Genomic DNA, 21062 nt, shown 5'->3' with positions numbered 1-21062 from the left:
TCAGTTTCGCAGGCGGTAGCCGGTGCGGAAGATCCAGGCGAGCACCGACATGCAGACCGTCAGGAAGGCGACGATGATCACGGCGCTGAAGATCGGGCTGACGTCGGAGACCTCGAAGAAGCTCCAGCGGAAACCGCTGATGAGATACAGCACCGGGTTGAAATGGCTGACCGCCTGCCAGAAGGGTGGCAGCATCTTGATCGAGTAAAAGCTGCCGCCGAGGAAAACGAGCGGCGGAATCACCAGCATCGGGATCAGGTTCAGCTGCTCGAAATCCTTGGCCCAGATGCCGATGATGAAGCCGAAAAGACTGAAGGATATGGCCGTCAGCACGAAGAAGAAGACCATCACGAAGGGATGAGCGATGGTCAGGTCGACGAAGAGAGACGCCGTCAGCAGGATGATCGTGCCGATCATCAGCCCCTTGGTCGCCGCCGCGCCGACATAACCGAGCACGATCTCGACCATCGAGACCGGCGACGACAAAACCTCGTAGATCGTGCCGGTGAATTTCGGGAAGTAGATGCCGAAGGAGCCGTTGCCGATGCACTGCGTCAGCAGCGTCAGCATCATCAGGCCGGGCGTGATGAAGGCGCCATAGGAGACGCCGTCGATCTCCTGTATGCGCCCGCCGATCGCCGCCCCGAAGACGATGAAATAGAGAGAGGTGGAAATGACCGGCGACACGACGCTCTGCAGCAGCGTGCGGCGGGTGCGGGCCATCTCGAAGAAATAGATCGACTTGATCGCTTCGATGTTCATCGCCCTGCCCCCACGATTTCGACGAAAATGTCTTCCAGCGAGCTCTGCCGCGTGGAAATGTCCTTGAGCCTGATGCCGGCCTCGGCCAGGGCGGCAAGGAGCGTGGTGATTCCGGTCCGCTCCGCGCTGGTGTCGTAATCGTAGATCAGACAATGGCCATCGCCTTCGAGCGTCAGGTTGTAGCCCGAAAGTACCTCGGGCACGCCCTCCAGCGGATGGGCGAGATCGACGCGCAACTGCTTGCGACCGAGCTTCGACATCAGCGCAGCCTTGTCTTCGACCAGCAGGATCTCGCCGCCGTTGATGACGCCGATGCGGTCGGCGATTTCTTCCGCCTCTTCGATGTAGTGCGTCGTCAGGATGATCGTCACGCCCGAGGCGCGCAGCCGCTCGACCACGTCCCACATGCTCTTGCGCAGGTTGACGTCGACGCCGGCCGTCGGCTCGTCGAGGAAGAGTATCCGCGGCTCATGCGACAGCGCCTTGGCGATCAGCACGCGCCGCTTCATGCCGCCCGAAAGCTCGCGCAGCATGTTGTCCTTCTTGTCCCAGAGCGACAGATCCTTCAGCACCTTCTCGATATGGGCGGAGTTCGGCTTCTTGCCGTGCAGCCCGCGGGAGAAGGAGACCGTGTTCCAGACGGTTTCGAAAGCATCGGTGGTTAACTCCTGCGGCACGAGCCCGATCATCGCGCGGGTCTCGCGGAAATCGCGCACCACGTCATGCCCCCCGACCATCACCGTTCCGCCGCTCGGATTGACGATGCCGCAGATGATCGAGATCAGTGTCGTCTTGCCGGCGCCGTTCGGCCCGAGCAGCGCCAGGATCTCGCCTTCCTCGATATCGAGGCTGACGCCCTTCAGCGCCTTGAAGCCGGAGGCATAGGTCTTCGACAGATTGGAAACGGAAACGATTGGCGCCATGAAAACTGATCCGGAAGCAGGGGCAGAGTCTTGAGGTCCCGCCCTATATGGGACAATTCATTCCGATTTGCAGCCGGCTGGAATGAAAAAACAAGATGACTGTGCGTCAACGCGGCTGAGACAGTCGCGTATCGGTGCCCGCTCCGGCCGTAGTCTGCCTCGGGAGCTTGCGGTCGACCAGCCGGTCATGGACCAGCATCCCGGCCAGCATTGCCACCACGAAGAGCACCGTTGCCGGCAAGCCAAGCGACAGCGAGGCGAGCGCCGGACCCGGGCAAAGCCCGACCAGCCCCCAGCCGACGCCGAAGATCGCCGAGCCGACGATCAGTCGGCGGTCTATGACCTGGTTGTTGGGCAGATGAAAGCTTTCGTCAAACAGAGGATGTTTCAGCCGGCGCGTCACGAGAACGCCGAGCGCCGAAACGAAGACGGCCCCGCCGAGCACGAAGGCAAGGCTGGGGTTCCAGTTGCCGGTGATATCTAGGAATGCGCGCACGCGGGCCGGATCGAGCATGCCGGACAGCGAAAGACCGAACCCGAATACGACGCCGGAGACGAGCGCCGCGGCAAGGCGGAGCAAGGCGCTGTTCATGCGAAGAAACCCGCAACGAAGACGGTGACGATCGCCGCTGCCATGAAAGTGGCAACCGCTGCCATCGAGCGACGCGACAGCCTTGCAAGCCCGACGACGCCATGACCGCTGGTGCAGCCCGAGCCCATGCGCGAGCCGAAGCCCACCAGCAGGCCGCCAGCCACGAGAAGCGGCCAGGAGGCCGTCACGGTTACCGACGGCCAGGCATCGAAAATGAGACGGTACAGCACCGGTCCGGCAATCAGCCCCAGTACGAACAATGCGCCCGACGAAGCCTGTACGCCCTGCAGCAGGCGCCCTGCGATGCCACTGATGCCGGCCACCCGGCCGTTGGCCACCATCAGGATCGCCGCCGACAGGCCAATCAACAGCCCGCCCGCCAGCGCATTCCCGTATTCATTCATGCTTTAGAACCATCCCGACAGAAGATCTGATAGAGCGCGCCAACGAGACGCGCCACCTTGTCGTGACTAAGCCGATAGAAAACCTGCTTGGCCTGCCGACGGGTCGAGACAATGCCGGCATCCCGCAACACCGTCAATTGCTGCGAAAGCGTGGGCTGGCGAATGCCCAGCATTTCCTCGAGCGCTGCGACTGAATGCTCGCCTTCGAGCAAGGCGCTCACGATCAGCAACCTGTTGCGGTTGGCAAGTGTCCTGAGGATTTTTGAGACTTCGGCGGCGTGCACAGCCATATCGCTGCGCATTCCCGGAAATTGCATGACCGTTCCCATTTCGTCCCTCCTGTGGCGTCAAGGAGTGAGTAGGGCCCCCAATGCTTGTAGCGGCCAACCAGACACTATCCAAGATTGTTATATGAACTAATATAATATCGTATTACTTATTACAAAACCAGACGAAAGGGAAAGATCAGCACGGCCCCGGCATTCCGGGGTTTTGTTGCGCGCAGAAAAATAGGTAGAAAATTCAGACAGTTATAATAAGATTCGAAAAAGTCGCGAATCGCCATATTTGGGGCAACCGTTCGGAACACGATCCAGTTGGACTAAAACCTAAAGTATAATACTACTTATTTAGAGAATCGGCGCGGTCCGCAGACCTTCGCCGACAGCCGGCCAGCGAAGCATTCAAACGAAAGCCGGCGCAAGATTTCCCCAGCCGACCGCAGCAATTGCGTCCGGCTGTCACGAAACCGTGACGCTCTTCGATCAGTTTGCAACGCGCGGGCCGCGACATCGCCCTTTGATTTGCGCTCGTGATTTGCACGCCGGAGCCTCCCCCTTTTGCTCCGGTCGTTGGGCCGGCCTCCCCGCCGGCCTCTTTTTTTCGCCGGCTTCCGAGCTTCGGTAGCCGGCGGCTCGAAAGCACAGCTGCTGACCGACCGAACCACTAATCGCAGTGCCGATAGCCGGTCTTGCGGGTTCTCAGGTCGAAGTGGAAGTGGTCCTTGTGGAACGGATCGCTGCCCGGGCCGAGCACGGTGTTGAAGTACTTGCAGCTGTCGGAACGCACGGCCTTCAGCAGCGCCTTCTCGCGGAAGGCGAAAAATCCCGGCTTGCGCACGTCGATTTCCTTGCCGTTCTTCAGCACGAACTTGCCGACATCGATGGCGTTACCGCGCGCATGTTCAGACATCGGATTTCCGCGACGCGAGTTCATGGTGCGGCAGGAATAGCCGCCGAGCGGCTTGATCGTCTTGATGCCGGACCAGTAGCGGTAGCGCGACGACGGCGCGAGTTCGTACTTCACCCACTTCGCAAAAGCCTCGGTCACCTCGCAATTGAGCTTCACCGCCGGCTTCACGCCGATGCCGCCGGAGAGGCCACTGAGTTCGATCGGATAGTCGATGCCGCAGGACGGACCGTTGCTGATGCGTGGAATGTCGCGAAAGGTGACGCCGAGCTTTTTCAGGCGCTGGCGGCAGGCGATTTCGGAACCGGGCATCGCGCCGGTATCGTCGGGCGTCGACATCGGATTGTTGGCGCGCGGCAGAAAGGCGACCTGCTGTGGCTCCTGCGTGCGCTGAAGGGCGCGCTGCCGTTCCATGGCGCGGGCGCGCTGCGCCTCTTCGGCGGCCATCTTGTCCGGCGACAGCGGCGGCAGATCCGGATCGTAGCCAAGGTTCGCCTCGGCCGGTGCTGCGTTGTTTGCGCCGCCGAGCTGACGCACATTCTCGTCACCAATGCCGCCGACCACCGGCTGGCTGGCATTACCCTCGGCGATGTCGTTGCTCTGCTCTTCCGCGAGCCCCACCACGGGCTGCTCGACGCCGAGCATCGCATCCATGTTGACGCCCTCTTGTGGAATGGGGCTCGAGCCGGCGCCTGCCGGTTGCGCGCCCGTCGCCACCGCCTCGTCGCTATCGAGCATCGGAAGCGCGCGGCGCGTCTGCTGGGGCGCTGCATGCTGCGGATTGGCCTGGAGGGTCGAGGGTTGCGTGGCGGCGGGATAAGCGGCCACCTCCTCTGCCGGCACGGCATCGACAGGAACCGGCCCGATCGACCCGACCCGCGCCCCGCCATCGATGCGGCCGGGCGGCGACAACGCGTCATCGGTCGAGCAGGTGACGAGCGAAAACGAGAGAACGAGCACCGTCAGCGGGCGATGGAGACGAGTAACATAGGCCATACCGAACTGCGCCTTCCTCCAGATGGCCAGAAAGACCACCGTCATCGCCCCGCTGCCCCTGCAGCCGCCTTGCGCTCGATTGGCACGCAATGGTTGCCGCAGCACCTGCAATTGCTGCCTTTTGCCTGTGTCGCAAACCGGGCACAGCGGTCAAAAAGGCTGATTTGTCTGGGATTTTATTCAAATACGGTAAACGAAGGCTTGCGCATCACCTGCAGGAAATCGGGTGCGCCGGGCGAGAGCCGGCCGCGATATGATGAAAAAAGAGCCCGCGTCCTCATCGGACGCGGGCTCGCATGCTCAAGACTGGCTCACGCAGGGGTTAGCGGCACTCGCCGCGATGGATGACCTGGAAACCGGCACCACCCGCTTCGCAGGCGTTGGAGAAGGTTTCGATGCGGCCGCCACGCTGGCCGCAGACCGGGGCGTATTCGCGGGTGCAGAACTGACCCTCGGACGGACGGTCGTCCTCCCTGCGGCATTCGCCGCGACCGATCACCTGGAAGCCCTCGGAGCGCGCCTGGCAGGCGTTCGAGAAGGTCTGCGTGCGGCGGCCGCGCTGGCCGCACACAGGATTGTACTCCATCGTGCAGGCCTGCGGCTCGCGATCCGGCGGGCGATAGTCCGGACGGCACTCGCCGCGGTGGATGACGTTGAAGCCATCGGCGCGCGCCTGGCAGGAATTCGGGAAACTGCGCGTGCGATTGCCGCGCTCGCCGCAAACCGGCGCATATTCCATCGTGCAGGCCTGCGGGCGCGTGGGCCTCGGCCCCGGCCGCGGCTCATCGACGACCACGGTACAGGCGGAAAGAAAACCGAGCGCCAGCATCAGCAAGGCGATCGGCCGGGTCAGAAGTAGTTTGAGAAGTGCCATGGTGTCCCCTCTGGTGCAGCGGCCGGCAACCGGAGCGACGCCCCGTCGAACACCTCCCGCTTCTCGCGTATCTATCCCCGGCGGTGCTGAGGTCAAGACGGAGAATGTCTCCGTACACGACAACCGGCGTGACGACGGCGGCACCTAAACAGCGATCCTTGCGACAGCATTGCGGTCAGACCCGCATGAAAAACCCGCGCGGCGTGCCGCGCGGGTCGCAATCGACAAACCTATGGATCAGGCGGCGCGGCCGTAACCTGCGTGCGAGCCTGAAGGTTGCAGCCGGAACTTCGTCAGCAGCGACTTCAGCTCGCGGCTTTCGGACGCCAACGTCTGGCTCGCTGCCGTGGTCTCCTCCACCATCGCGGCGTTCTGCTGGGTCATCTGGTCCATGCTGTTGACGGCGACATTGACCTCTTGCAGCCCGGTCGCCTGCTCGCGGGCGGCCGTCGCGATCGAGGCCACCTGCTCGTTGACTCGGTTGACCTGCGCCTCGATCTCCGAGAGCGCCTCGCCGGTGGAACGGACCAGGTCGACGCCGGCGCCAACCTCGCGCACCGAGGCGCTGATCAGTTCCTTGATCTCCTTGGCGGCACCGGCCGAACGCTGCGCCAACTCGCGCACTTCCTGGGCGACGACGGCAAAGCCGCGGCCCGCCTCGCCGGCACGCGCCGCCTCGACACCGGCATTGAGCGCCAGCAGGTTGGTCTGGAAGGCGATCTCGTCGATGACACCGATGATCTGGCCGATACGGCCGGAGGAGCTCTCGATCCGCCCCATGGCGTCGATGGCATTGCGAACGATGCCGCCGGACTTTGCGGCGCTGGTCTTGGTCTGGTCGACCATCGCACGCGCCTCGTTTGCCCGCTCGGAGGCGTGGCGAACCGTCGAGGTGATTTCGTCGAGCGCCGCGGCCGTCTCCTCAAGGGCGGCTGCCTGCTGCTCGGTGCGGCGGGACAGATTGTTGGCGGCCTCGGAAATGTCGCCGGCGCTGGCGGTGACGATCTCGGTCGAATGCGAGATCGAGCCGATGACATCGCGAAGCGCCGCGACGGCGGTGTTGAAGTCGTCCCGCAGCTTGCCGTATTCCGGCGCGATGTGGCCGATCTCGGCGGTGAGGTCGCCGCTCGCCAGGAGTTCGAGCGCCGCGCCGACGGTTTCCATCGTCTCGGCCTGCGCCTCGGCCGTCGCCCGCTGGCGCTGTTCGTTGCCGCGCCGCTCGGAACTCAGTCGCTCCTGCTGCTCTGCCTCGCGCGAGCGCAGCTCCAGCCGTTCGCGCACCGAGTCGCGCAGCACCACGAGGACCTTGGCCATCTGGCCGATCTCGTCGCCACGGTCGGTTTCCGGCACCTCAGAGGAAAGATCCTCGTCGGCGATCGCCCGCATCGAGGCCTTCAGCTTCTCGACCGGCTTGACGACGCTGCGCACGATCGCCAGCGCCGCCATCAGGATGGCGAGCGCGGCAGCGGCAAGAATGCCGGCAACCTGCCAGGCGCGCTCCCGGAACATCGCCGCCAGATCGTCCGCATAAACGCCGGTCCCGACCACCCAGCCCCAGGGCTTGAAGCCGGCGACGTGCGAATACTTCAGCACCGGCGCGTCGGCACCGGGCTTCGGCCAATAGTAGTCGACGAAACCCTGGCCGCTCTTTTCGACGGTCTTGACGAACTCGACGAAGAGCTGCTTGCCGTTGGGATCCTTGTTTTCGGTCAGGTCCTTGCCGTCGAGCTCCGGCTTGATCGGATGCATCACCATGGTCGGATGCATGTCGTTGACCCAGAAATAGCCGCTGCCCTGGTAGCGCATCGCCTTGATCGCTTCGAGCGCGCGCTTTTGCGCTTCCTCGCGCGAAAGCGTGCCGGCCACTTCCAGCTTGTGATAGGCGTCGAACACGGCGATCGCGTTCTCGTCCATCGCGGCCAGCATCGCCTTGCGTTCGCCGACGAGCTTTTCCTGCGCCTGGAACAGACCGAAGGTCAGCGCCGCCGCCATGGTCAAAAGCGCGAATGCCACCAGCGCGTAGAGACGCGCCGAAATCCTGAATTTCTTCATTGCCAATCCCCTGCCCCTCGGCGCTCCCCGCGCCGCCCCAAATCTGGCCGCCGCGGCATAGCCGGCAGGCACTCCCAGAGCCTGCAGGTTAGGGTCAGGTCTTTGCAAAGCTCCTAACGAGCACCCCCTAAATTTGACAATTCTCAATCAGCTTATGCGAAAGTCTAACGAGCCGGCAGTTCAAGGACTTCGCCGGCATTTGTGCGGCGCCGGGTCTTCCCTCTCGAAGCGCGCTCGGGTTACATCTTGTCTCCAACAGGGAGACAGGCTGCATGACCGAACAGACGAGACCGACCGGCGAACTCACCTTGCGCACGCTCGCCATGCCGGGCGATGCCAATGCGGCGGGCGATATCTTCGGCGGCTGGGTAATGGCGCAGATGGACCTGTCCTGCGGCATTCGCGCCGCGGAACGGGCGCGCGGCCGCGTCGTCACGGCGGCGGTCAAGGAAATGGCCTTCGCGCTGCCGGTCAAGATCGGCGACACGCTCTGCATCTATACGGACGTGGTCAAGGTCGGCCGTACCTCGATGACGCTCAAGGTCGAGGCCTGGGCGCAGCGTTATCTCTCGCATCTGATGGAAAAGGTGACGGACGCGATCTTCGTCATGGTCGCGCTCGACGAGAACGGCAAACCGAAGCCGGTGCCGGCCGAAGAATAGGAGCGCGGCGCATGGAGCCTGCCCACACAGACCCGGAGATCTTCTCGCATATCCGCGTCGTCATGGGCATGATCGTCAGCCTCAGCCTCGCCCGGCTGTTGAGCGGCATTGCACTCTTCGTCCAGCATCCCGGCAAGACGCGCGTCTACTGGATCCACCTCGGCTGGGTCTTGTTCATGTTCGTCTTCCTCGTGCACTTCTGGTGGTGGGAGTTCCACCTGCATTCGCTGGCGGTGATCGATGTCAGCGTCTACCTCTTCGTCGTTCTCTATTGCTGCGTCTTCTTCTTTCTCTGCGTCATGCTGTTTCCAACGACGCTCGACGACTACAGCGACTACGAACACTATTTCATGTCGCGCCGGGCCTGGTTCTTCGGCGCCCTGGCGCTTGCCTTTGCCGTCGATCTCGTCGACACCGCGCTGAAGGGAAAGGCCTATTTCGCCTCCTACGGCCTTGAGTATCCGGCACGCAACGCCGTCTACATCCTGCTCTGCATTGCCGCCGCCTGGACCCCGAACCGGCGCTTTCACGCGGTCTTCGTCGTCGCGGCCGTCGCCTACCAGCTCGTGTGGATGTACCGCGCTTTCGATCTTCTCGATTGAGGCCCGGCAAGGCCGTCGTTGAGGATTTCCGCCCGGCGGTCTTGATCCAGCGGCACGGCAGTGCTTTATCCGTTAGTCATATCTATATCTCGCATATGCAGGTCGGGGGACTGTTGCATCATGGAAATCTTTACCGCTGCCGGCTTGGCGGCGCTCCTTCAAGTCATCGTCATTGACCTCGTTCTCGCCGGCGACAACGCCGTCGTGATCGGTCTCGCTGCCGCCGGCCTGCCGACGGACCAACGCAAGAAGGTCATTCTCGTCGGCATCATCGCCGCCACCGTACTGCGCATCGCGCTCGCCAGCGTCACGGTGCAACTGCTCGAAATCATCGGCCTGCTGCTCGCCGGCGGCATTCTGCTGCTCTGGGTCTGCTGGAAGATGTGGCGTGAAATTCGCGAGCAGCAGGCAGCAAATGCTGCAGGCGAAAGCGGACAAGGCTCCGAGGCGCCCAGGAAAACCTTCATGCAGGCGGCCATCCAGATCGTCGTCGCCGACGTCTCGATGTCGCTCGACAACGTGCTGGCCGTTGCGGGTGCCGCCCGCGAACATCCGACGATCCTGGTGATCGGCCTTGCGCTTTCGATCGCCATGATGGGCATCGCCGCCGGCTTTATCGCTCGGCTGCTCAACCGCTATCACTGGATCGCCTATATCGGTCTCGCAATCATCCTCTATGTCGCGCTTGACATGATCTATCGCGGCTGGGTCGAGGTCTGGCCACATGTCGCGCCGGCCGTGGCAGCCGTGGTCTGACGCCGGGTCGGCGACCGCAAATCGCAAGCAACGCAAAAGGCAGGGCTTTCGCCCTGCCTTTTGCGTTTGCAGCGATGTCTAGCGTCAATTGCCGGACGTCCTTCACCCCTTGAAGATGAAGGAGGCGCCGATGGCAATCAGGGAGAACCCGACGAGGTGGTTCCATCCGATCGATTCCTTCAGCCAGAAGACCGAGAACGCGGCAAACACCAGAAGCGTGATGACTTCCTGCATCGTCTTCAATTGCGCCGCCGAATAGACCTGATGGCCGATGCGGTTGGCAGGCACCGCCAGGCAATACTCGAAGAACGCGATGCCCCAGCTGGCGACGATCGCCATGTAGAGCGGCGATGACGTGTACTTCAGGTGACCGTACCAGGCGAAGGTCATGAACACGTTGGAGACAAGGAGCAAAAGGATCGGCCAGAGATAGGCCGGAGTGAGGGTGAACGACATGAAGAACCTCGGCGCGCGAATCACCTTCAGACGATGCGCCGGCGCTCCCCATGGGCGCAAGTGCCGACTGTTTCTCGACGCCCGCACCGCTACCGGAGCGCGCGCGCCCGCTATTTTTCTAGTACTTACGGTGGCGAGCCGGCGCGAATCGCGCAGCAATTCCGCGCGTTTGCAATCCCTGCCCTAGTTTTTTACGGGTTTTGCCACAATTTTGCACCGGCGCATGGTGAATGAAGCTTTGCTGCCCGACGGGGCAGACAGGGGAATACCACACTTCGATACGGCAGTTGCCGTGAAGCTGGCTCCGCGTTTACCGCGGTTCGCCGACGTGCCCGATGCGGTGTCTTCTCGACGCCTGCACGCGTGCGCCCGCTGATATCTCCCCGCCCAACATTGGAAACCGTTGAGCAACCGGGTGCCATGCCGGCGATTGCCAGGCCGCCCCAACCGTTCGCACCAAGCACCTTGTCAAGGAGACCTGACCATGAAGGTCCTGGCGTTTCTTGCGGCTGCCTATGTCGCGCTACTGACACCTGAATTCGCCAATGCGGGCATGCTTGCCCAGGCGCAGCAATACAAGGGCCTGCACGAGGTCAAGAACAACAAGACCCTTCGTGCAGCGCTCGGCATCAACCCGGCCCGCACACCCTGGTGCGGCCATTTTATGGGCATGGTCGCCCGCAAGGCCGGGCGCAGCCCGCCACAAAGCTTCGGCATCGCCCGCTCCTGGCTGCGTTTCGGCGCACCCGTGAAGCTCGCCTATGCCCGCCCCGGCGACGTCGTCGTCGTGCGCACGGGCCGCGGCTATCACGTCGGCATCCTGTCCATGCTGTCGAAGTCGACGGCCCAGCTGATCGGCGGCAACCAGTCCGGCGGCGTCAGGGTCTCGCAGTTCGCACGCGGCCAGGTGGTCGCCATCAGGCGGTAGCGCGGCCACACCGCGCCCGAACGAGCATCTTTCAGCGCCGGCTTTCCGGAATGCGAACGCGCGCCTTCAGGCGAGCTTTAGCCGCATGGCGCAGCGTCGCTCCGGTGGCAGCCCGTGCGCCGCCTCGTTGGCAAGGATTTCGGCAAGACGCGGATCGAGTTCGCCCGCATCGAGCGTCACGAAGCCGAGCTTGCGATAGAAGTGCTCGTTCCAGGCAAGATCGCGGAACGTCGTCAGCGTGACGGCGGCAAGCGAAGTCACGCGCGCATGCGCGATTGCCGCCAGCATCAGCATGCGCCCGAGCCCCTGCCCCTGACGCTCCGCCTCGACAGCAAGCTGCCAGATGTGCATGGCGTCGTCGGCAATAGTGGCGCAAAGAAAACCGATCGGCCGATCGGAGGCATCGACGATCACCACCGACAGCCCGGTGCGCAGGAACGCGCCATGAGCTTCCGCCGATTGCACGTCGTCGTCGGCAATCCAGGCAAGCTCAGGGATCGTGCGGAACGCCTCACCGGAGGAGCGCTCGATATCGGGCAGAAGGGAAAGGTCGCTTTCGCGTGTCGGTCGAATCAGGGGCATGATGGCGCCATCCTACCGCCGCGCGGCGCGAGGTCGACCCCGCTTCGCGTTCCCTGGCGGATCGTCAGACGCTTAAAGCGGCAAGACCATCAACATCTCGTCGAAATAGGCATCGTCGACCAGCAGCGCGCGCTGTTCCAGGCCGTATTCGACAAATCCCGCTTTCCGGTAGAGGTTGAGGGCAGCAGCGTTCGACGAGACGACCGTCAGCAACAGCCGCTCCACCTCGCCTCGCGCCTCCGCGACGATCCCGTCGACCAGCAGCTGCGAAAGCCCGGTGCCCCGCGCCTCCGGCAAGACATACATGCCCCAGAGCGTGCCCTTGTGCCTTGCCTTTGCAGCCGTCGGGATCGCGAGGCCAGCAACACCCATGAGCCTTTCATCGCCATCGAAGGCGCCGAGGACAAAGCCGCTATCAAGGCGTTCCGCTGTGACCGCGATCGGCCGGCCGGCCTCGTCCTCATAGGACGCACCGAAGGCTTCCGGATGCTTCAGCAGCCCGTCCAGCCGAACGGCCCGATAGGCCTCGGCATCACTGGAGTTGAGCCGGCGAACGGAAAAAGGCGCCATCACTGTTGGTCCCATGTGCGAAAGAGGTGCCGGCCGAACGAGGCGCGGCGGCGGGAAGGCTGCGAACCTTGCACAGTCGGCCGCCCCGGGGAAGCACCCGCGAGTACAATCTGTCGTAGAAGCAGCGCGGAGCATTTTTGCGCATTGTGCAGCGTCTTCAGGCCCGATCAGGGCGATTTACGCTTCTCGGACTTTCTAATTTAAGTTACGCTTAATTTCCTTCTGACCAGATGCCGCAGGAGGGGCCCGCCGCCTTGGAACGGAAGCTCGCCGTGATCCTTGCTGCCGATGTCGCTGGCTACAGTCGCCTCGTCGCGATCGACGAGGAAGGCACGCTTGCGACCCTGGCCACCTACTGCGAGACGATTTCCGGCCTGGCTGCGGAGCACGGGGGGCGCGTCTTCGGCGCGGCCGGAGACAGCCTGGTCGCGGAGTTCCAGAGCGCCGTACAGGCCGTACGGGCGGCGGTCGCCATCCAGCGAACCCTTCAGCGCCGCAATGCCGACCTACCGCCAGAAAGGCGCATGGAGTTCCGCATCGGCCTCAATCTCGGCGACGTGGTTGTCGACGGCGGCAATCTGCTCGGCGACGGGGTCAACGTCGCCGCCCGGCTGCAACAGGTTGCACAGCCGAACGACATCTGCATTTCCGGCGCGCTGCACGACCAGATCGAAGGCAAGCTCGAGTTTCCGATGCAGCGGCTCGGCGAGCGTGCGCTCAAGAACATTCCGCGCCCGGTCCTGGTCCACCGTGTCGACTGGCGCGAGGATCCGGTGGGCGGAGACCTTCCCGGTATGCCGCTGTCGCTACCCGACAAGCCGTCGATCGCCGTGCTGCCCTTCGTCAACATGTCCGGCGATCCCGAGCAGGATTTCTTCGCCGACGGCCTGACCGAGGACATCATCACTGCGCTGTCGCTCTACCGCTGGTTCTTCGTCATCGCCCGCAATTCCTCCTTCGCCTACAAGGGCCGCGCCGTTGACGTCAAACAGATCGGCCGGGATCTCGGCGTGCGCTACATCGTCGAAGGCAGCGTGCGCCGGTCCGGCTCGCGGGTGCGCGTTACCGGCCAGCTGATCGAGGCGGAGACTGGCAACCACCTCTGGGCACAGCGCTACGAGCGTGAATTCGCAGACCTCTTCGCCATTCAGGACGAAATCACCCAGCATGTGGTCGCTGCGATCGAGCCGGAGATCCTGATCGGTGAAAACCGCCGCGCGCAGCTGCGGGGCACCGACAATCTCGGCGCCTATGAATGCCACATGCGCGGCACGCTGCTGCACAACGCGCAGGATTCCGCCGCCCATTTCGACGAAGCGATCGAGTGGCAGCGGCGCGCCATCGCTCTCGACCCGGAATTCGGCCGCGCGCACATGATGCTCGCCCGCTCGCTCTTTGCCCGCTGCTTCTTCGGTTTCAGCAAGGACATCGACCGCGACAGCGCCGAGCTGCAGGCGGAGGCCGCGCACGCCGTGGTGATCGACGACCACGACCCCTATTGCCACTATGTCATGTGTCTCGCCAACTTCGCGGCCCAGCGGCCGCATGCAGCGGTCGAAGAGGCGCAGCACGCGATCGACATCAACTCCAACTTCGCGCTCGCCCACATGGCGCTCGGCTGGGCGCGCATCTATATCGGCCGCTTCGCCGAGGCGCTGGACCCGCTGCACAAGGCGCTGAGGCTGAGCCCGCACGATCCGCTCACCTATCTCTTCCTCAACCGTATGGCGCTCGCCCACTACCATCTCGGCAATTACGACGAAGCCCTGCGCTGTGCCGAACGGGCGCTGCTCTTGCGCCGCACCTATTTCAACCTGGTCATGCTGATTACCTGTCTCGGTCAGCTCGACCGCATCGACGAGGCGCGCAAGCTCCTTCCGGAAGCGATCGCCAACGCACCGAGCGACGTGCCGCGCTACTGGCGCTTCTTTACCGCCTATGTCGATCCCGCCGACCACGCGCATTTCAACGACGGGCTCGTCAAGGCGGGCCTGCCCATGGTTCCGTAGGCCGCCATGACACGATCGCAACTGTTCGGGGTTCTGATCGGCATGACGGTGGTGGCGTTCTTCACCATCCTGCGGGCCCAGGACCCGCAACTGCTGCGCCAGGCGCGCGACGTCACCTTCGACGAATACCAGCGCATAGCGCCGCGCCAATTCGAGCCCATGCCGGTCAAGATCGTCGATATCGACGAGGCATCGCTGCGCGAGCTCGGCCAATGGCCCTGGCCGCGCGACCGACTGGCGAAGCTGACCAACCGCCTGAGCGAGATGGGGGCCGCCGCAATCGCCTTCGACGTGCTCTTTGCCGAGCCGGACCGCCTGTCGCCCCGCACCGTCGTGCGCGATGTCGGCGGCGTCGATCCGTCCTTCCTTGCCGCCCTGCCCGACAATGACGAGATCTTCGCCGAAGCGATCCGCGACAAGCCCGTGGTGCTCGGCTTCGGGCTGACCAACGAAGGCAGCTACCTGCCGCCGGTCAAGGCCGGCTTTGCCCTGACCGGCGAAAGCGCCAACGAAGCGCCGCCGCGCCTGCGGGCCGCCACACCGCTGAGACCCCAGCTCGAGGCCAACGCCGCTGGCCTCGGCCATATCAGCCTCAATCCCGGCTCGTCCTCGGCGGTGGTGCGCACCGCCCCGCTGTTCCTGAGCGACGGCCAGCAGTTCTACCCGAGCCTCGCCATGGAGGCCCTGCGGGTGGCCCAGGGCGCTTCGACCTATGTGCTGGCCGCCGCACCCGACGTCGCCAACACGCTGACGGCGGTCAAGATCGGCGACTTCGTCGTGCCGCTGATGTCGACCGGCGAGGTCTGGCTCTATGTGACGCCGGACACGACGGAGCGCTATATCTCCGCCCGCCGCATTCTGGCCGACGGCGAGCCATCGCCGGATATCCGCGCCGGCATCGAAGGCAGCATCGTCTTCATCGGCACCTCGGCGGCCGGACTGCAGGATGTGCGCACCACCGCGCTCGGCCAGAACGTGCCTGGTGTTTCGATCCATGCGCAGATCGTCGAGCAGATCCTCTCGGGCCGCTATCTTTCGCGCCCGGATTGGGCGAGCGGCCTCGAAATTCTCTCGATCGCGCTTGCCGGAACGCTGCTGGTGCTGCTCACCACCTTCGTCAGCCCGGTGGTCGCGCTCGTCTGCGGCCTGGCGGTGACGGTGCTTGCGCTCGTCGCTTCCTGGATCGCCTTCTATTATGGCGGACGGCTCTTCGATCCGCTGGCGCCGATCCTCGCCGCCTCGATCACCCATTTCGCGGCCACAGCCTATCGCTTCCTGGTGACCGATCGCGAACGCCGCGAGGTGCGGCAGGCCTTCGGCCGCTATCTCTCGCCTTCGCTGCTTTACCGCATCGAGCATACGCGCAATGCGCTCAGCCTCGGCGGCGACGATCGCGAGCTCACCGTGATGTTCGTCGATGTGCGCAGCTTCACCGAAATGAGCGAGCGCATGACGCCGACCGAGGTCGTCGCCTTTCTCAACACACTGCTCGATGCGCTGAGCCGGCACGTGCTGGCCAACGAGGGCACGCTCGACAAGTTCATCGGCGATTCGATCATGGCCTTCTGGAATGCGCCGGTCGACGTCGCCAACCATCCGCAAAAGGCAGTGCGCGCGGCGCTCGGCATGCGCGAGACGCTGGCGCGGCTCAACGCCGACAATGCCTTCGGCTTCGGCGCCGATCAGGAAGTGCGCATCGGCATCGGCATCCACACCGGGCTTGCCTGCGTCGGCAATATGGGCGCCGAGACGCGGTTCAACTATTCCGCCGTCGGCGACACGGTGAACATCGCCGCGCGCATCGAAGCGGCCTGCAAGGACGTCAACATCGACATTCTCGTATCCGAGGCGACCGCCCAGGCGCTGCCGGACCACGCCATGCTCGACGCCGGCGCCCTCGGGCTCAAGGGCAAGACGACGAGAACGCGCGTCTATGCCGTCGCCGGCGACGAAAACCTCGCGGCCTCGCCCGCCTTTGCGGATCTGCGCGGCCTGCACGATCGGCTGGTCGCCGCGCTCGGCGCCCGCACGCAGACCAGCCGCAGCATTATCAACGCCGCCAAGCTGAAGGCAGCGGCGCTGATACCGGCACTCGCCGGCTTCTACGCCCGGATCGGCCGCCGCGCCGACCACTTTTCCCAGGCGACCGACGAGAACACCAAGCGTCCGGCCGAATGAGTTTTCCGGCGCAGGGTGCGCCTTCGCATATACCTCACAGGATACATGAGGAAATATCCGCAGGACGCTGACCATGAAATACTTTCGTGGAGCGATCATGCACCAGTCGCAGCGCGGTTTGCGCTTACCGCATCCCGAAACTGATATCCTGGAGCATACCGAGCATCGGGAAGCTCGCGGCCCCGTTCAGGATGGCAGCGAGGCGCAGTGATTTGGCTACTCGCTCAGGATCTCCCGAGGCAAGCCTACGCCGCTTCAATCGTGGCTTTCGCCTTGATGCTGTTGCGTTCCCTGATCCCCGCTCGGTTGATCGCCGCTACCGCCGCTTTGCGGTCCCGGGTCGCCGGGGGTGTCGTTGCGTGGACCGGGATCGCCGGGGTTATCCGGCTGCGGGCCCGGATCACCAGGGTTTTGCGGCTGCGGACCCGGATCACCGGGGGTCTGAGGCTGCGGTCCGGGATCGCCGGGGTTCTCTGGCTGCGGCCCCGGATCCCGGGGCTTTTCCTCGACCTTCGGTGGCGGCTTCTCCTCGCGGGGTTTCCTTTCGACGGGAGCCGGACGCTCGGGCACCGTACGGGTGGTGCCCTCGAACTGGGCCGCGCGCAGGCCGCAACCGCCGCCCACCCAGCCGATCGCTCCGGACAGGCGTTGTCCGCCGGACAGGAACGGCAGCGCCTGGGCATTGCCCAGCGTCTTCAGCGTCGTGCGGCTGACCCGTGTCGGCTCGCTGGCGCGACGACCGGGCTTGGCGACGACGCAGTCGCAACGCTGCGTCAGCTGCCGGCAGCCGCCAGGGCCGCAGAAATCCGCAGCGCCGCTCAGCAGCACGACGGCGGTGGTGCCATCGGGGCCGACGAAGAAATCAAAGGCAGTGCCACGCACGCCGATGGTCCCGGCCGGCGTGACGATCTCATAGGCCGAATGGCCGGACTTGCCGCTGATCCAGCGGAACGTGCCCTTGGCCGCCATGATGGTGAGTTTCTTCACCGACTTCTTGTCGTCATAGACGAACTTGTCGATGACCACGGACGAGCCCCAGCCGACGGCAAGCTTGGTGCCGTCCTCGAAGACGAACTGTCCGAGCCCGGATTTCGATGTCGATATCCGTTCGTCCTTGTAGACGGGGTCCCTGACCGCAATCGCACCGCGCGCACCGTTGACGGCCGTCCGGATTTCCACCGCCTTGCCGACCGGTTCTGCGGCAAAAAGCGATGCTGGACCAAAGGCCACGGCACAAAGCGCGAGCGCGGCACCACGCAAGCAGAACATGGCGCACTCCAAAGAACTATAATTATCACGCGGCGGGCTTTGATGTCTTCTCGCCCAATCGAGGTAACCCAGCGTCAGGCCACAACCGCAAGGGTTAGGCTGCGCCATGGTTTTCGGCGCGCCTCGGTTGAAGAGCCCAGATTCACCCCGCGAACGGCGCCGAGGAAACAGCCCTCGGCGACTTGAAATGTTGCCTTTTTGTACTCCCTCGCCCCTTCACTTTCCGCCGGACTCTCTCCATATTCCCCGCCATGACCAAAGCTCCGAAGAATGCCCCGCAGAAGCCCTCCTCCCCGTCCGGTTTCGAAGAAGCGCCCCAGGCGCCTTTGTCAGGCACGCCGCTTTCCGGCAATGTCTCCGACTGGGTGAAGCAGCTCGAGGAGGAAGCGGAATCGTCTGCATTCGAGACCCAGCGCGAGATCGCCTCCAAGGCCGGCAAGCACCGCAAGACGGTGGAGATCGCCGCCTCCAAGGCGGCGCGCAAGGCCGCGGGCGCCGATGACGACGCGGCGCCGAAGAAGGCCGGCAAGAAGGGCAAGGTCGAGATCGTCGGCAGCAAATCGGCCCGCGGCACCTCGATGGGCGGCTCGACCGACCCGAAGACCCGCGCCGCCGCCGGCCTCAATCCGGTCGCCGGTCTCGACGTGTCTCTGGAAGACGCCGCCAAGCTGACCTCCACGTCGGGCGTCACCGCCACCGTCGAGGCGCTGTCGGCGCTGATCGAGAGCGGCAATCCGCTGTTCAAGGACGGCAAGCTCTGGACCCCGCACCGGCCGGCCCGGCCGCCGAAATCGGAAGGCGGCGTCGAGATCCGCATGGCGTCGGAGTACCAGCCGGCCGGCGACCAGCCGACAGCGATCGCCGATCTGGTCGAGGGCCTGAATTCGGGCGAGCGCAGCCAGGTGCTGCTCGGCGTCACCGGCTCGGGCAAGACCTTCACCATGGCCAAGGTGATCGAGGCGACGCAGCGCCCGGCCGTCATCCTCGCGCCGAACAAGACGCTGGCCGCGCAGCTCTATTCCGAGTTCAAGAATTTCTTCCCGGATAACGCGGTCGAGTACTTCGTCTCCTACTACGACTATTACCAGCCGGAAGCCTATGTGCCGCGCTCGGACACCTTCATCGAGAAGGAAAGCTCGATCAACGAGCAGATCGACCGCATGCGTCACTCGGCGACCCGCTCGCTGCTGGAGCGCGACGACTGCATCATCGTCGCCTCGGTCTCCTGCATCTACGGTATCGGCTCGGTCGAGACCTATACCGCCATGACCTTCCAGATGAGCGTCGGCGACCGACTCGACCAGCGGCAATTGCTCGCCGACCTGGTGGCGCAGCAGTACAAGCGCCGCGACATGGATTTCCAGCGCGGCTCGTTCCGCGTACGCGGGGATACCATCGAGATCTTCCCGGCTCACTTGGAAGACGCGGCCTGGCGCATCTCCATGTTCGGCGACGAGATCGACGCCATCACCGAGTTCGATCCGCTCACCGGGCAGAAGACCGGCGACCTGAAGTCGGTCAAGATCTACGCCAATTCTCACTATGTGACCCCGCGCCCGACGCTGAACGGCGCCATCAAGGCGATCAAGGAAGAGCTGGTGCACCGGCTCGCCGAGCTGGAAAAAGGCGGCCGCCTGCTCGAAGCCCAGCGGCTGGAGCAGCGCACCCGCTACGACATCGAGATGCTGGAGGCGACCGGCTCCTGCGCCGGCATCGAGAACTATTCGCGCTACCTCACCGGCCGCAATCCGGGCGAGCCGCCGCCGACGCTGTTCGAATACATTCCCGACAACGCGCTGCTGTTCATCGACGAGAGCCACGTCTCCGTCAGCCAGATCGGCGGCATGTATCGCGGCGACTTCCGCCGCAAGGCGACGCTGGCCGAATACGGTTTCCGCCTGCCCTCCTGCATGGACAACCGCCCGCTGCGCTTCGAGGAATGGGACGCCATGCGCCCGGATACCATCGCCGTTTCGGCGACGCCCGGCTCATGGGAACTGGAACAGTCCGGCGGCGTCTTTGCCGAACAGGTCATCCGCCCGACCGGCCTCATCGACCCGCCGGTCGAAGTGCGCTCGGCAAAAACCCAGGTCGACGACGTGCTCGGCGAAATCCGCGAGACGGCGGCGGCCGGCTATCGCACGCTCGTCACCGTGCTCACCAAGCGCATGGCCGAAGATTTGACCGAATACCTGCACGAACAGGGCATTCGCGTGCGCTACATGCACTCCGACATCGACACGCTGGAGCGCATCGAGATCATCCGCGACCTGCGTCTCGGCGCCTTCGACGTGCTCGTCGGCATCAACCTCTTGCGTGAAGGTCTCGACATTCCGGAATGCGGCTTCGTCGCCATTCTCGACGCCGACAAGGAAGGGTTTCTGCGCTCCGAAACCTCGCTGGTCCAGACCATCGGCCGCGCGGCGCGTAACGTCGACGGCAAGGTCATCCTCTATGCCGACCAGATCACCGGCTCGATGCAGCGCGCCATGGACGAAACCAGCCGCCGCCGCGAGAAGCAGATGGCCTACAACGAGGCCAACGGCATCACCCCGGAATCGGTGAAGGCAAAAATCTCCGACATTCTCGACAGCGTCTACGAGAAGGACCACGTCCGCGCCGACATCTCCGGCGTCGCCGGCAAAGGTTTTGCAGACGGCGGCCACCTCGTCGGCAACAACCTGCAGGCGCACCTCAACGCGCTCGAAAAACAGATGCGCGACGCCGCCGCCGACCTCGACTTCGAAAAGGCCGCGCGCCTCCGCGACGAAATCAAACGCCTCAAGGCCGCCGAACTGGCAGCGATGGACGACCCGATGGCACGGGAAGAGGCGAAATCACTGGAGAGCCGCAAGGGTGCCTCCTCCCCGGCGTCCCCATCCTCTCCGTCATCCTCGTCCTCGGGTTCAACCCGAGGATCCAAACCCACGAGCGACAAGTCCCTCTTCCAAAAACCGTCCCTCGACGACATGGGCCCGGGCACCGACACGGAAACCCCGCTGTTCCGCAAGCCCGACCTCGACGAAATGGGCCGCGACGTCGCCACCCCCGCCGGCGCGGACAAATCCCTGTTCCGCCGCAACACCCTGGACGAAATGACCGTCGGCCGAACGGAAAAGCCGGTCATCGGTCACGTTCCGGAGAAACCGATCCTGACGCGAGCGAAACCGGGTGTGGGGTCCTATGAGGACCCGGCGGACCAGAAGCGACAGAAGGGACGGACCAAGGGGAAGACGGGGCGGCCGGGGCGGTAAATTTT

Annotated in this window: 20 protein-coding genes; 8 read left to right on the top strand and 12 right to left on the bottom strand. The window is 64.2% G+C overall.

Annotation, left to right across the window (positions count from 1 at the left end):
* From M2267_RS08970 to M2267_RS08935, 8 genes are all read right to left on the bottom strand, one after another.
* Positions 1-762 (bottom strand): ABC transporter permease, encoded by a 762-nt coding sequence (locus tag M2267_RS08970; protein WP_429114082.1) that lies wholly within the window; start codon positions 760-762, stop codon positions 1-3.
* On the bottom strand, positions 759-1685 hold the full coding sequence (locus M2267_RS08965; RefSeq protein WP_429114080.1) for an ABC transporter ATP-binding protein: 927 nt from the start codon (positions 1683-1685) through the stop codon (positions 759-761). The genes M2267_RS08970 and M2267_RS08965 overlap by 4 nt, the downstream gene beginning before the upstream one ends.
* A gap of 106 nt (positions 1686-1791) precedes the next feature.
* Complete coding sequence (locus M2267_RS08960; RefSeq protein ID WP_429114078.1) at positions 1792-2277, bottom strand: DUF6691 family protein; 486 nt, start codon at positions 2275-2277, stop codon at positions 1792-1794.
* Positions 2274-2681, bottom strand: a complete 408-nt coding sequence (locus M2267_RS08955) for a YeeE/YedE family protein (protein ID WP_043626022.1) — start codon at positions 2679-2681, stop codon at positions 2274-2276. Before M2267_RS08955 ends, M2267_RS08960 begins: the two co-directional genes overlap by 4 nt.
* On the bottom strand, positions 2678-3010 hold the full coding sequence (locus M2267_RS08950; protein WP_043626019.1) for an ArsR/SmtB family transcription factor: 333 nt from the start codon (positions 3008-3010) through the stop codon (positions 2678-2680). The genes M2267_RS08955 and M2267_RS08950 overlap by 4 nt, the downstream gene beginning before the upstream one ends.
* A 616-nt stretch (positions 3011-3626) precedes the next feature.
* Entirely contained in the window at positions 3627-4865 is a 1239-nt protein-coding gene (locus tag M2267_RS08945; protein ID WP_429114521.1) for an extensin family protein, read from the bottom strand.
* A gap of 322 nt (positions 4866-5187) precedes the next feature.
* The gene (locus tag M2267_RS08940) at positions 5188-5739 is read right to left on the bottom strand and encodes a Kazal-type serine protease inhibitor family protein (protein ID WP_429114076.1); all 552 of its coding nucleotides are present in this window, start codon (positions 5737-5739) and stop codon (positions 5188-5190) included.
* A gap of 237 nt (positions 5740-5976) precedes the next feature.
* Positions 5977-7791, bottom strand: a complete 1815-nt coding sequence (locus tag M2267_RS08935; protein WP_429114073.1) for a methyl-accepting chemotaxis protein — start codon at positions 7789-7791, stop codon at positions 5977-5979.
* A gap of 272 nt (positions 7792-8063) precedes the next feature.
* Here M2267_RS08935 and M2267_RS08930 point away from each other — a divergent pair, with 272 nt between their 5' ends.
* The 3 genes from M2267_RS08930 to M2267_RS08920 all read left to right on the top strand — a co-directional run bounded on the left by M2267_RS08930 (position 8064) and on the right by M2267_RS08920 (position 9811).
* Positions 8064-8453: an acyl-CoA thioesterase gene (locus M2267_RS08930; RefSeq protein WP_043626011.1), complete on the top strand. Its 390-nt coding sequence runs from the start codon at positions 8064-8066 to the stop codon at positions 8451-8453.
* Positions 8454-8464: 11 nt separating this feature from the next.
* The gene (locus M2267_RS08925) at positions 8465-9055 is read left to right on the top strand and encodes a hypothetical protein (RefSeq protein ID WP_192446308.1); all 591 of its coding nucleotides are present in this window, start codon (positions 8465-8467) and stop codon (positions 9053-9055) included.
* Positions 9056-9175: 120 nt separating this feature from the next.
* Positions 9176-9811 carry a TerC family protein gene (locus tag M2267_RS08920; protein ID WP_429114070.1) on the top strand — a complete coding sequence of 212 codons (636 nt, stop codon included), beginning with the start codon at positions 9176-9178 and terminating at the stop codon, positions 9809-9811.
* Between the two features lie 102 nt (positions 9812-9913).
* On the opposite strand, the gene M2267_RS08915 is transcribed toward M2267_RS08920, so the two are convergent.
* A complete protein-coding gene (locus tag M2267_RS08915; protein WP_043626004.1) occupies positions 9914-10267 on the bottom strand; it encodes a DMT family protein in 354 nt (117 codons plus the stop codon).
* A gap of 484 nt (positions 10268-10751) precedes the next feature.
* Here M2267_RS08915 and M2267_RS08910 point away from each other — a divergent pair, with 484 nt between their 5' ends.
* Positions 10752-11195 carry a TIGR02594 family protein gene (locus M2267_RS08910; RefSeq protein WP_429114068.1) on the top strand — a complete coding sequence of 148 codons (444 nt, stop codon included), beginning with the start codon at positions 10752-10754 and terminating at the stop codon, positions 11193-11195.
* Between the two features lie 66 nt (positions 11196-11261).
* Here M2267_RS08910 and M2267_RS08905 read toward each other — a convergent pair whose 3' ends face one another.
* Positions 11262-11777, bottom strand: coding sequence for a GNAT family N-acetyltransferase (locus tag M2267_RS08905; protein WP_429114067.1), 516 nt, complete (start codon positions 11775-11777; stop codon positions 11262-11264).
* A gap of 72 nt (positions 11778-11849) precedes the next feature.
* A complete protein-coding gene (locus tag M2267_RS08900) occupies positions 11850-12347 on the bottom strand; it encodes an N-acetyltransferase family protein (RefSeq protein WP_429114065.1) in 498 nt (165 codons plus the stop codon).
* Positions 12348-12601: 254 nt separating this feature from the next.
* Between M2267_RS08900 and M2267_RS08895 the strand changes: the two genes are divergently transcribed.
* The 3 genes from M2267_RS08895 to M2267_RS08885 all read left to right on the top strand — a co-directional run bounded on the left by M2267_RS08895 (position 12602) and on the right by M2267_RS08885 (position 16745).
* Positions 12602-14356: an adenylate/guanylate cyclase domain-containing protein gene (locus M2267_RS08895; RefSeq protein WP_429114063.1), complete on the top strand. Its 1755-nt coding sequence runs from the start codon at positions 12602-12604 to the stop codon at positions 14354-14356.
* A gap of 6 nt (positions 14357-14362) precedes the next feature.
* Positions 14363-16534, top strand: coding sequence for a CHASE2 domain-containing protein (locus tag M2267_RS08890; RefSeq protein WP_429114061.1), 2172 nt, complete (start codon positions 14363-14365; stop codon positions 16532-16534).
* Between the two features lie 73 nt (positions 16535-16607).
* Complete coding sequence (locus tag M2267_RS08885; protein ID WP_429114059.1) at positions 16608-16745, top strand: hypothetical protein; 138 nt, start codon at positions 16608-16610, stop codon at positions 16743-16745.
* Between the two features lie 44 nt (positions 16746-16789).
* On the opposite strand, the gene M2267_RS08880 is transcribed toward M2267_RS08885, so the two are convergent.
* Positions 16790-17803: a FecR domain-containing protein gene (locus tag M2267_RS08880; RefSeq protein WP_429114057.1), complete on the bottom strand. Its 1014-nt coding sequence runs from the start codon at positions 17801-17803 to the stop codon at positions 16790-16792.
* A 251-nt stretch (positions 17804-18054) separates the two neighbouring features.
* Here M2267_RS08880 and uvrB point away from each other — a divergent pair, with 251 nt between their 5' ends.
* Positions 18055-21057 carry an excinuclease ABC subunit UvrB gene (gene uvrB / locus M2267_RS08875; RefSeq protein ID WP_429114055.1) on the top strand — a complete coding sequence of 1001 codons (3003 nt, stop codon included), beginning with the start codon at positions 18055-18057 and terminating at the stop codon, positions 21055-21057.
* Positions 21058-21062 lie beyond the last annotated feature (5 nt).

This window comes from Ensifer sp. KUDG1 (genome assembly GCF_050434285.1).
In the GTDB taxonomy this organism is placed as follows: domain Bacteria; phylum Pseudomonadota; class Alphaproteobacteria; order Rhizobiales; family Rhizobiaceae; genus Ensifer.
Note: the sequence above shows the minus strand (reverse complement) of the source record. Positions and strands in the feature narration are given on the sequence as shown.

Excerpts from the sequence above, each read along its gene's own strand:
- M2267_RS08970 (WP_429114082.1), bottom strand. The coding sequence starts at position 762 with ATGAACATCGAAGCGATCAAGTCGATCTATTTCTTCGAGATGGCCCGC.
- M2267_RS08965 (WP_429114080.1), bottom strand. The coding sequence starts at position 1,685 with ATGGCGCCAATCGTTTCCGTTTCCAATCTGTCGAAGACCTATGCCTCC.
- M2267_RS08960 (WP_429114078.1), bottom strand. The coding sequence starts at position 2,277 with ATGAACAGCGCCTTGCTCCGCCTTGCCGCGGCGCTCGTCTCCGGCGTC.
- M2267_RS08955 (WP_043626022.1), bottom strand. The coding sequence starts at position 2,681 with ATGAATGAATACGGGAATGCGCTGGCGGGCGGGCTGTTGATTGGCCTG.
- M2267_RS08950 (WP_043626019.1), bottom strand. The coding sequence starts at position 3,010 with ATGGGAACGGTCATGCAATTTCCGGGAATGCGCAGCGATATGGCTGTG.
- M2267_RS08945 (WP_429114521.1), bottom strand. The coding sequence starts at position 4,865 with ATGGCCTATGTTACTCGTCTCCATCGCCCGCTGACGGTGCTCGTTCTC.
- M2267_RS08940 (WP_429114076.1), bottom strand. The coding sequence starts at position 5,739 with ATGGCACTTCTCAAACTACTTCTGACCCGGCCGATCGCCTTGCTGATG.
- M2267_RS08935 (WP_429114073.1), bottom strand. The coding sequence starts at position 7,791 with ATGAAGAAATTCAGGATTTCGGCGCGTCTCTACGCGCTGGTGGCATTC.
- M2267_RS08930 (WP_043626011.1), top strand. The coding sequence starts at position 8,064 with ATGACCGAACAGACGAGACCGACCGGCGAACTCACCTTGCGCACGCTC.
- M2267_RS08925 (WP_192446308.1), top strand. The coding sequence starts at position 8,465 with ATGGAGCCTGCCCACACAGACCCGGAGATCTTCTCGCATATCCGCGTC.
- M2267_RS08920 (WP_429114070.1), top strand. The coding sequence starts at position 9,176 with ATGGAAATCTTTACCGCTGCCGGCTTGGCGGCGCTCCTTCAAGTCATC.
- M2267_RS08915 (WP_043626004.1), bottom strand. The coding sequence starts at position 10,267 with ATGTCGTTCACCCTCACTCCGGCCTATCTCTGGCCGATCCTTTTGCTC.
- M2267_RS08910 (WP_429114068.1), top strand. The coding sequence starts at position 10,752 with ATGAAGGTCCTGGCGTTTCTTGCGGCTGCCTATGTCGCGCTACTGACA.
- M2267_RS08905 (WP_429114067.1), bottom strand. The coding sequence starts at position 11,777 with ATGCCCCTGATTCGACCGACACGCGAAAGCGACCTTTCCCTTCTGCCC.
- M2267_RS08900 (WP_429114065.1), bottom strand. The coding sequence starts at position 12,347 with ATGGCGCCTTTTTCCGTTCGCCGGCTCAACTCCAGTGATGCCGAGGCC.
- M2267_RS08890 (WP_429114061.1), top strand. The coding sequence starts at position 14,363 with ATGACACGATCGCAACTGTTCGGGGTTCTGATCGGCATGACGGTGGTG.
- M2267_RS08885 (WP_429114059.1), top strand. The coding sequence starts at position 16,608 with ATGAAATACTTTCGTGGAGCGATCATGCACCAGTCGCAGCGCGGTTTG.
- M2267_RS08880 (WP_429114057.1), bottom strand. The coding sequence starts at position 17,803 with ATGTTCTGCTTGCGTGGTGCCGCGCTCGCGCTTTGTGCCGTGGCCTTT.
- uvrB (WP_429114055.1), top strand. The coding sequence starts at position 18,055 with ATGACCAAAGCTCCGAAGAATGCCCCGCAGAAGCCCTCCTCCCCGTCC.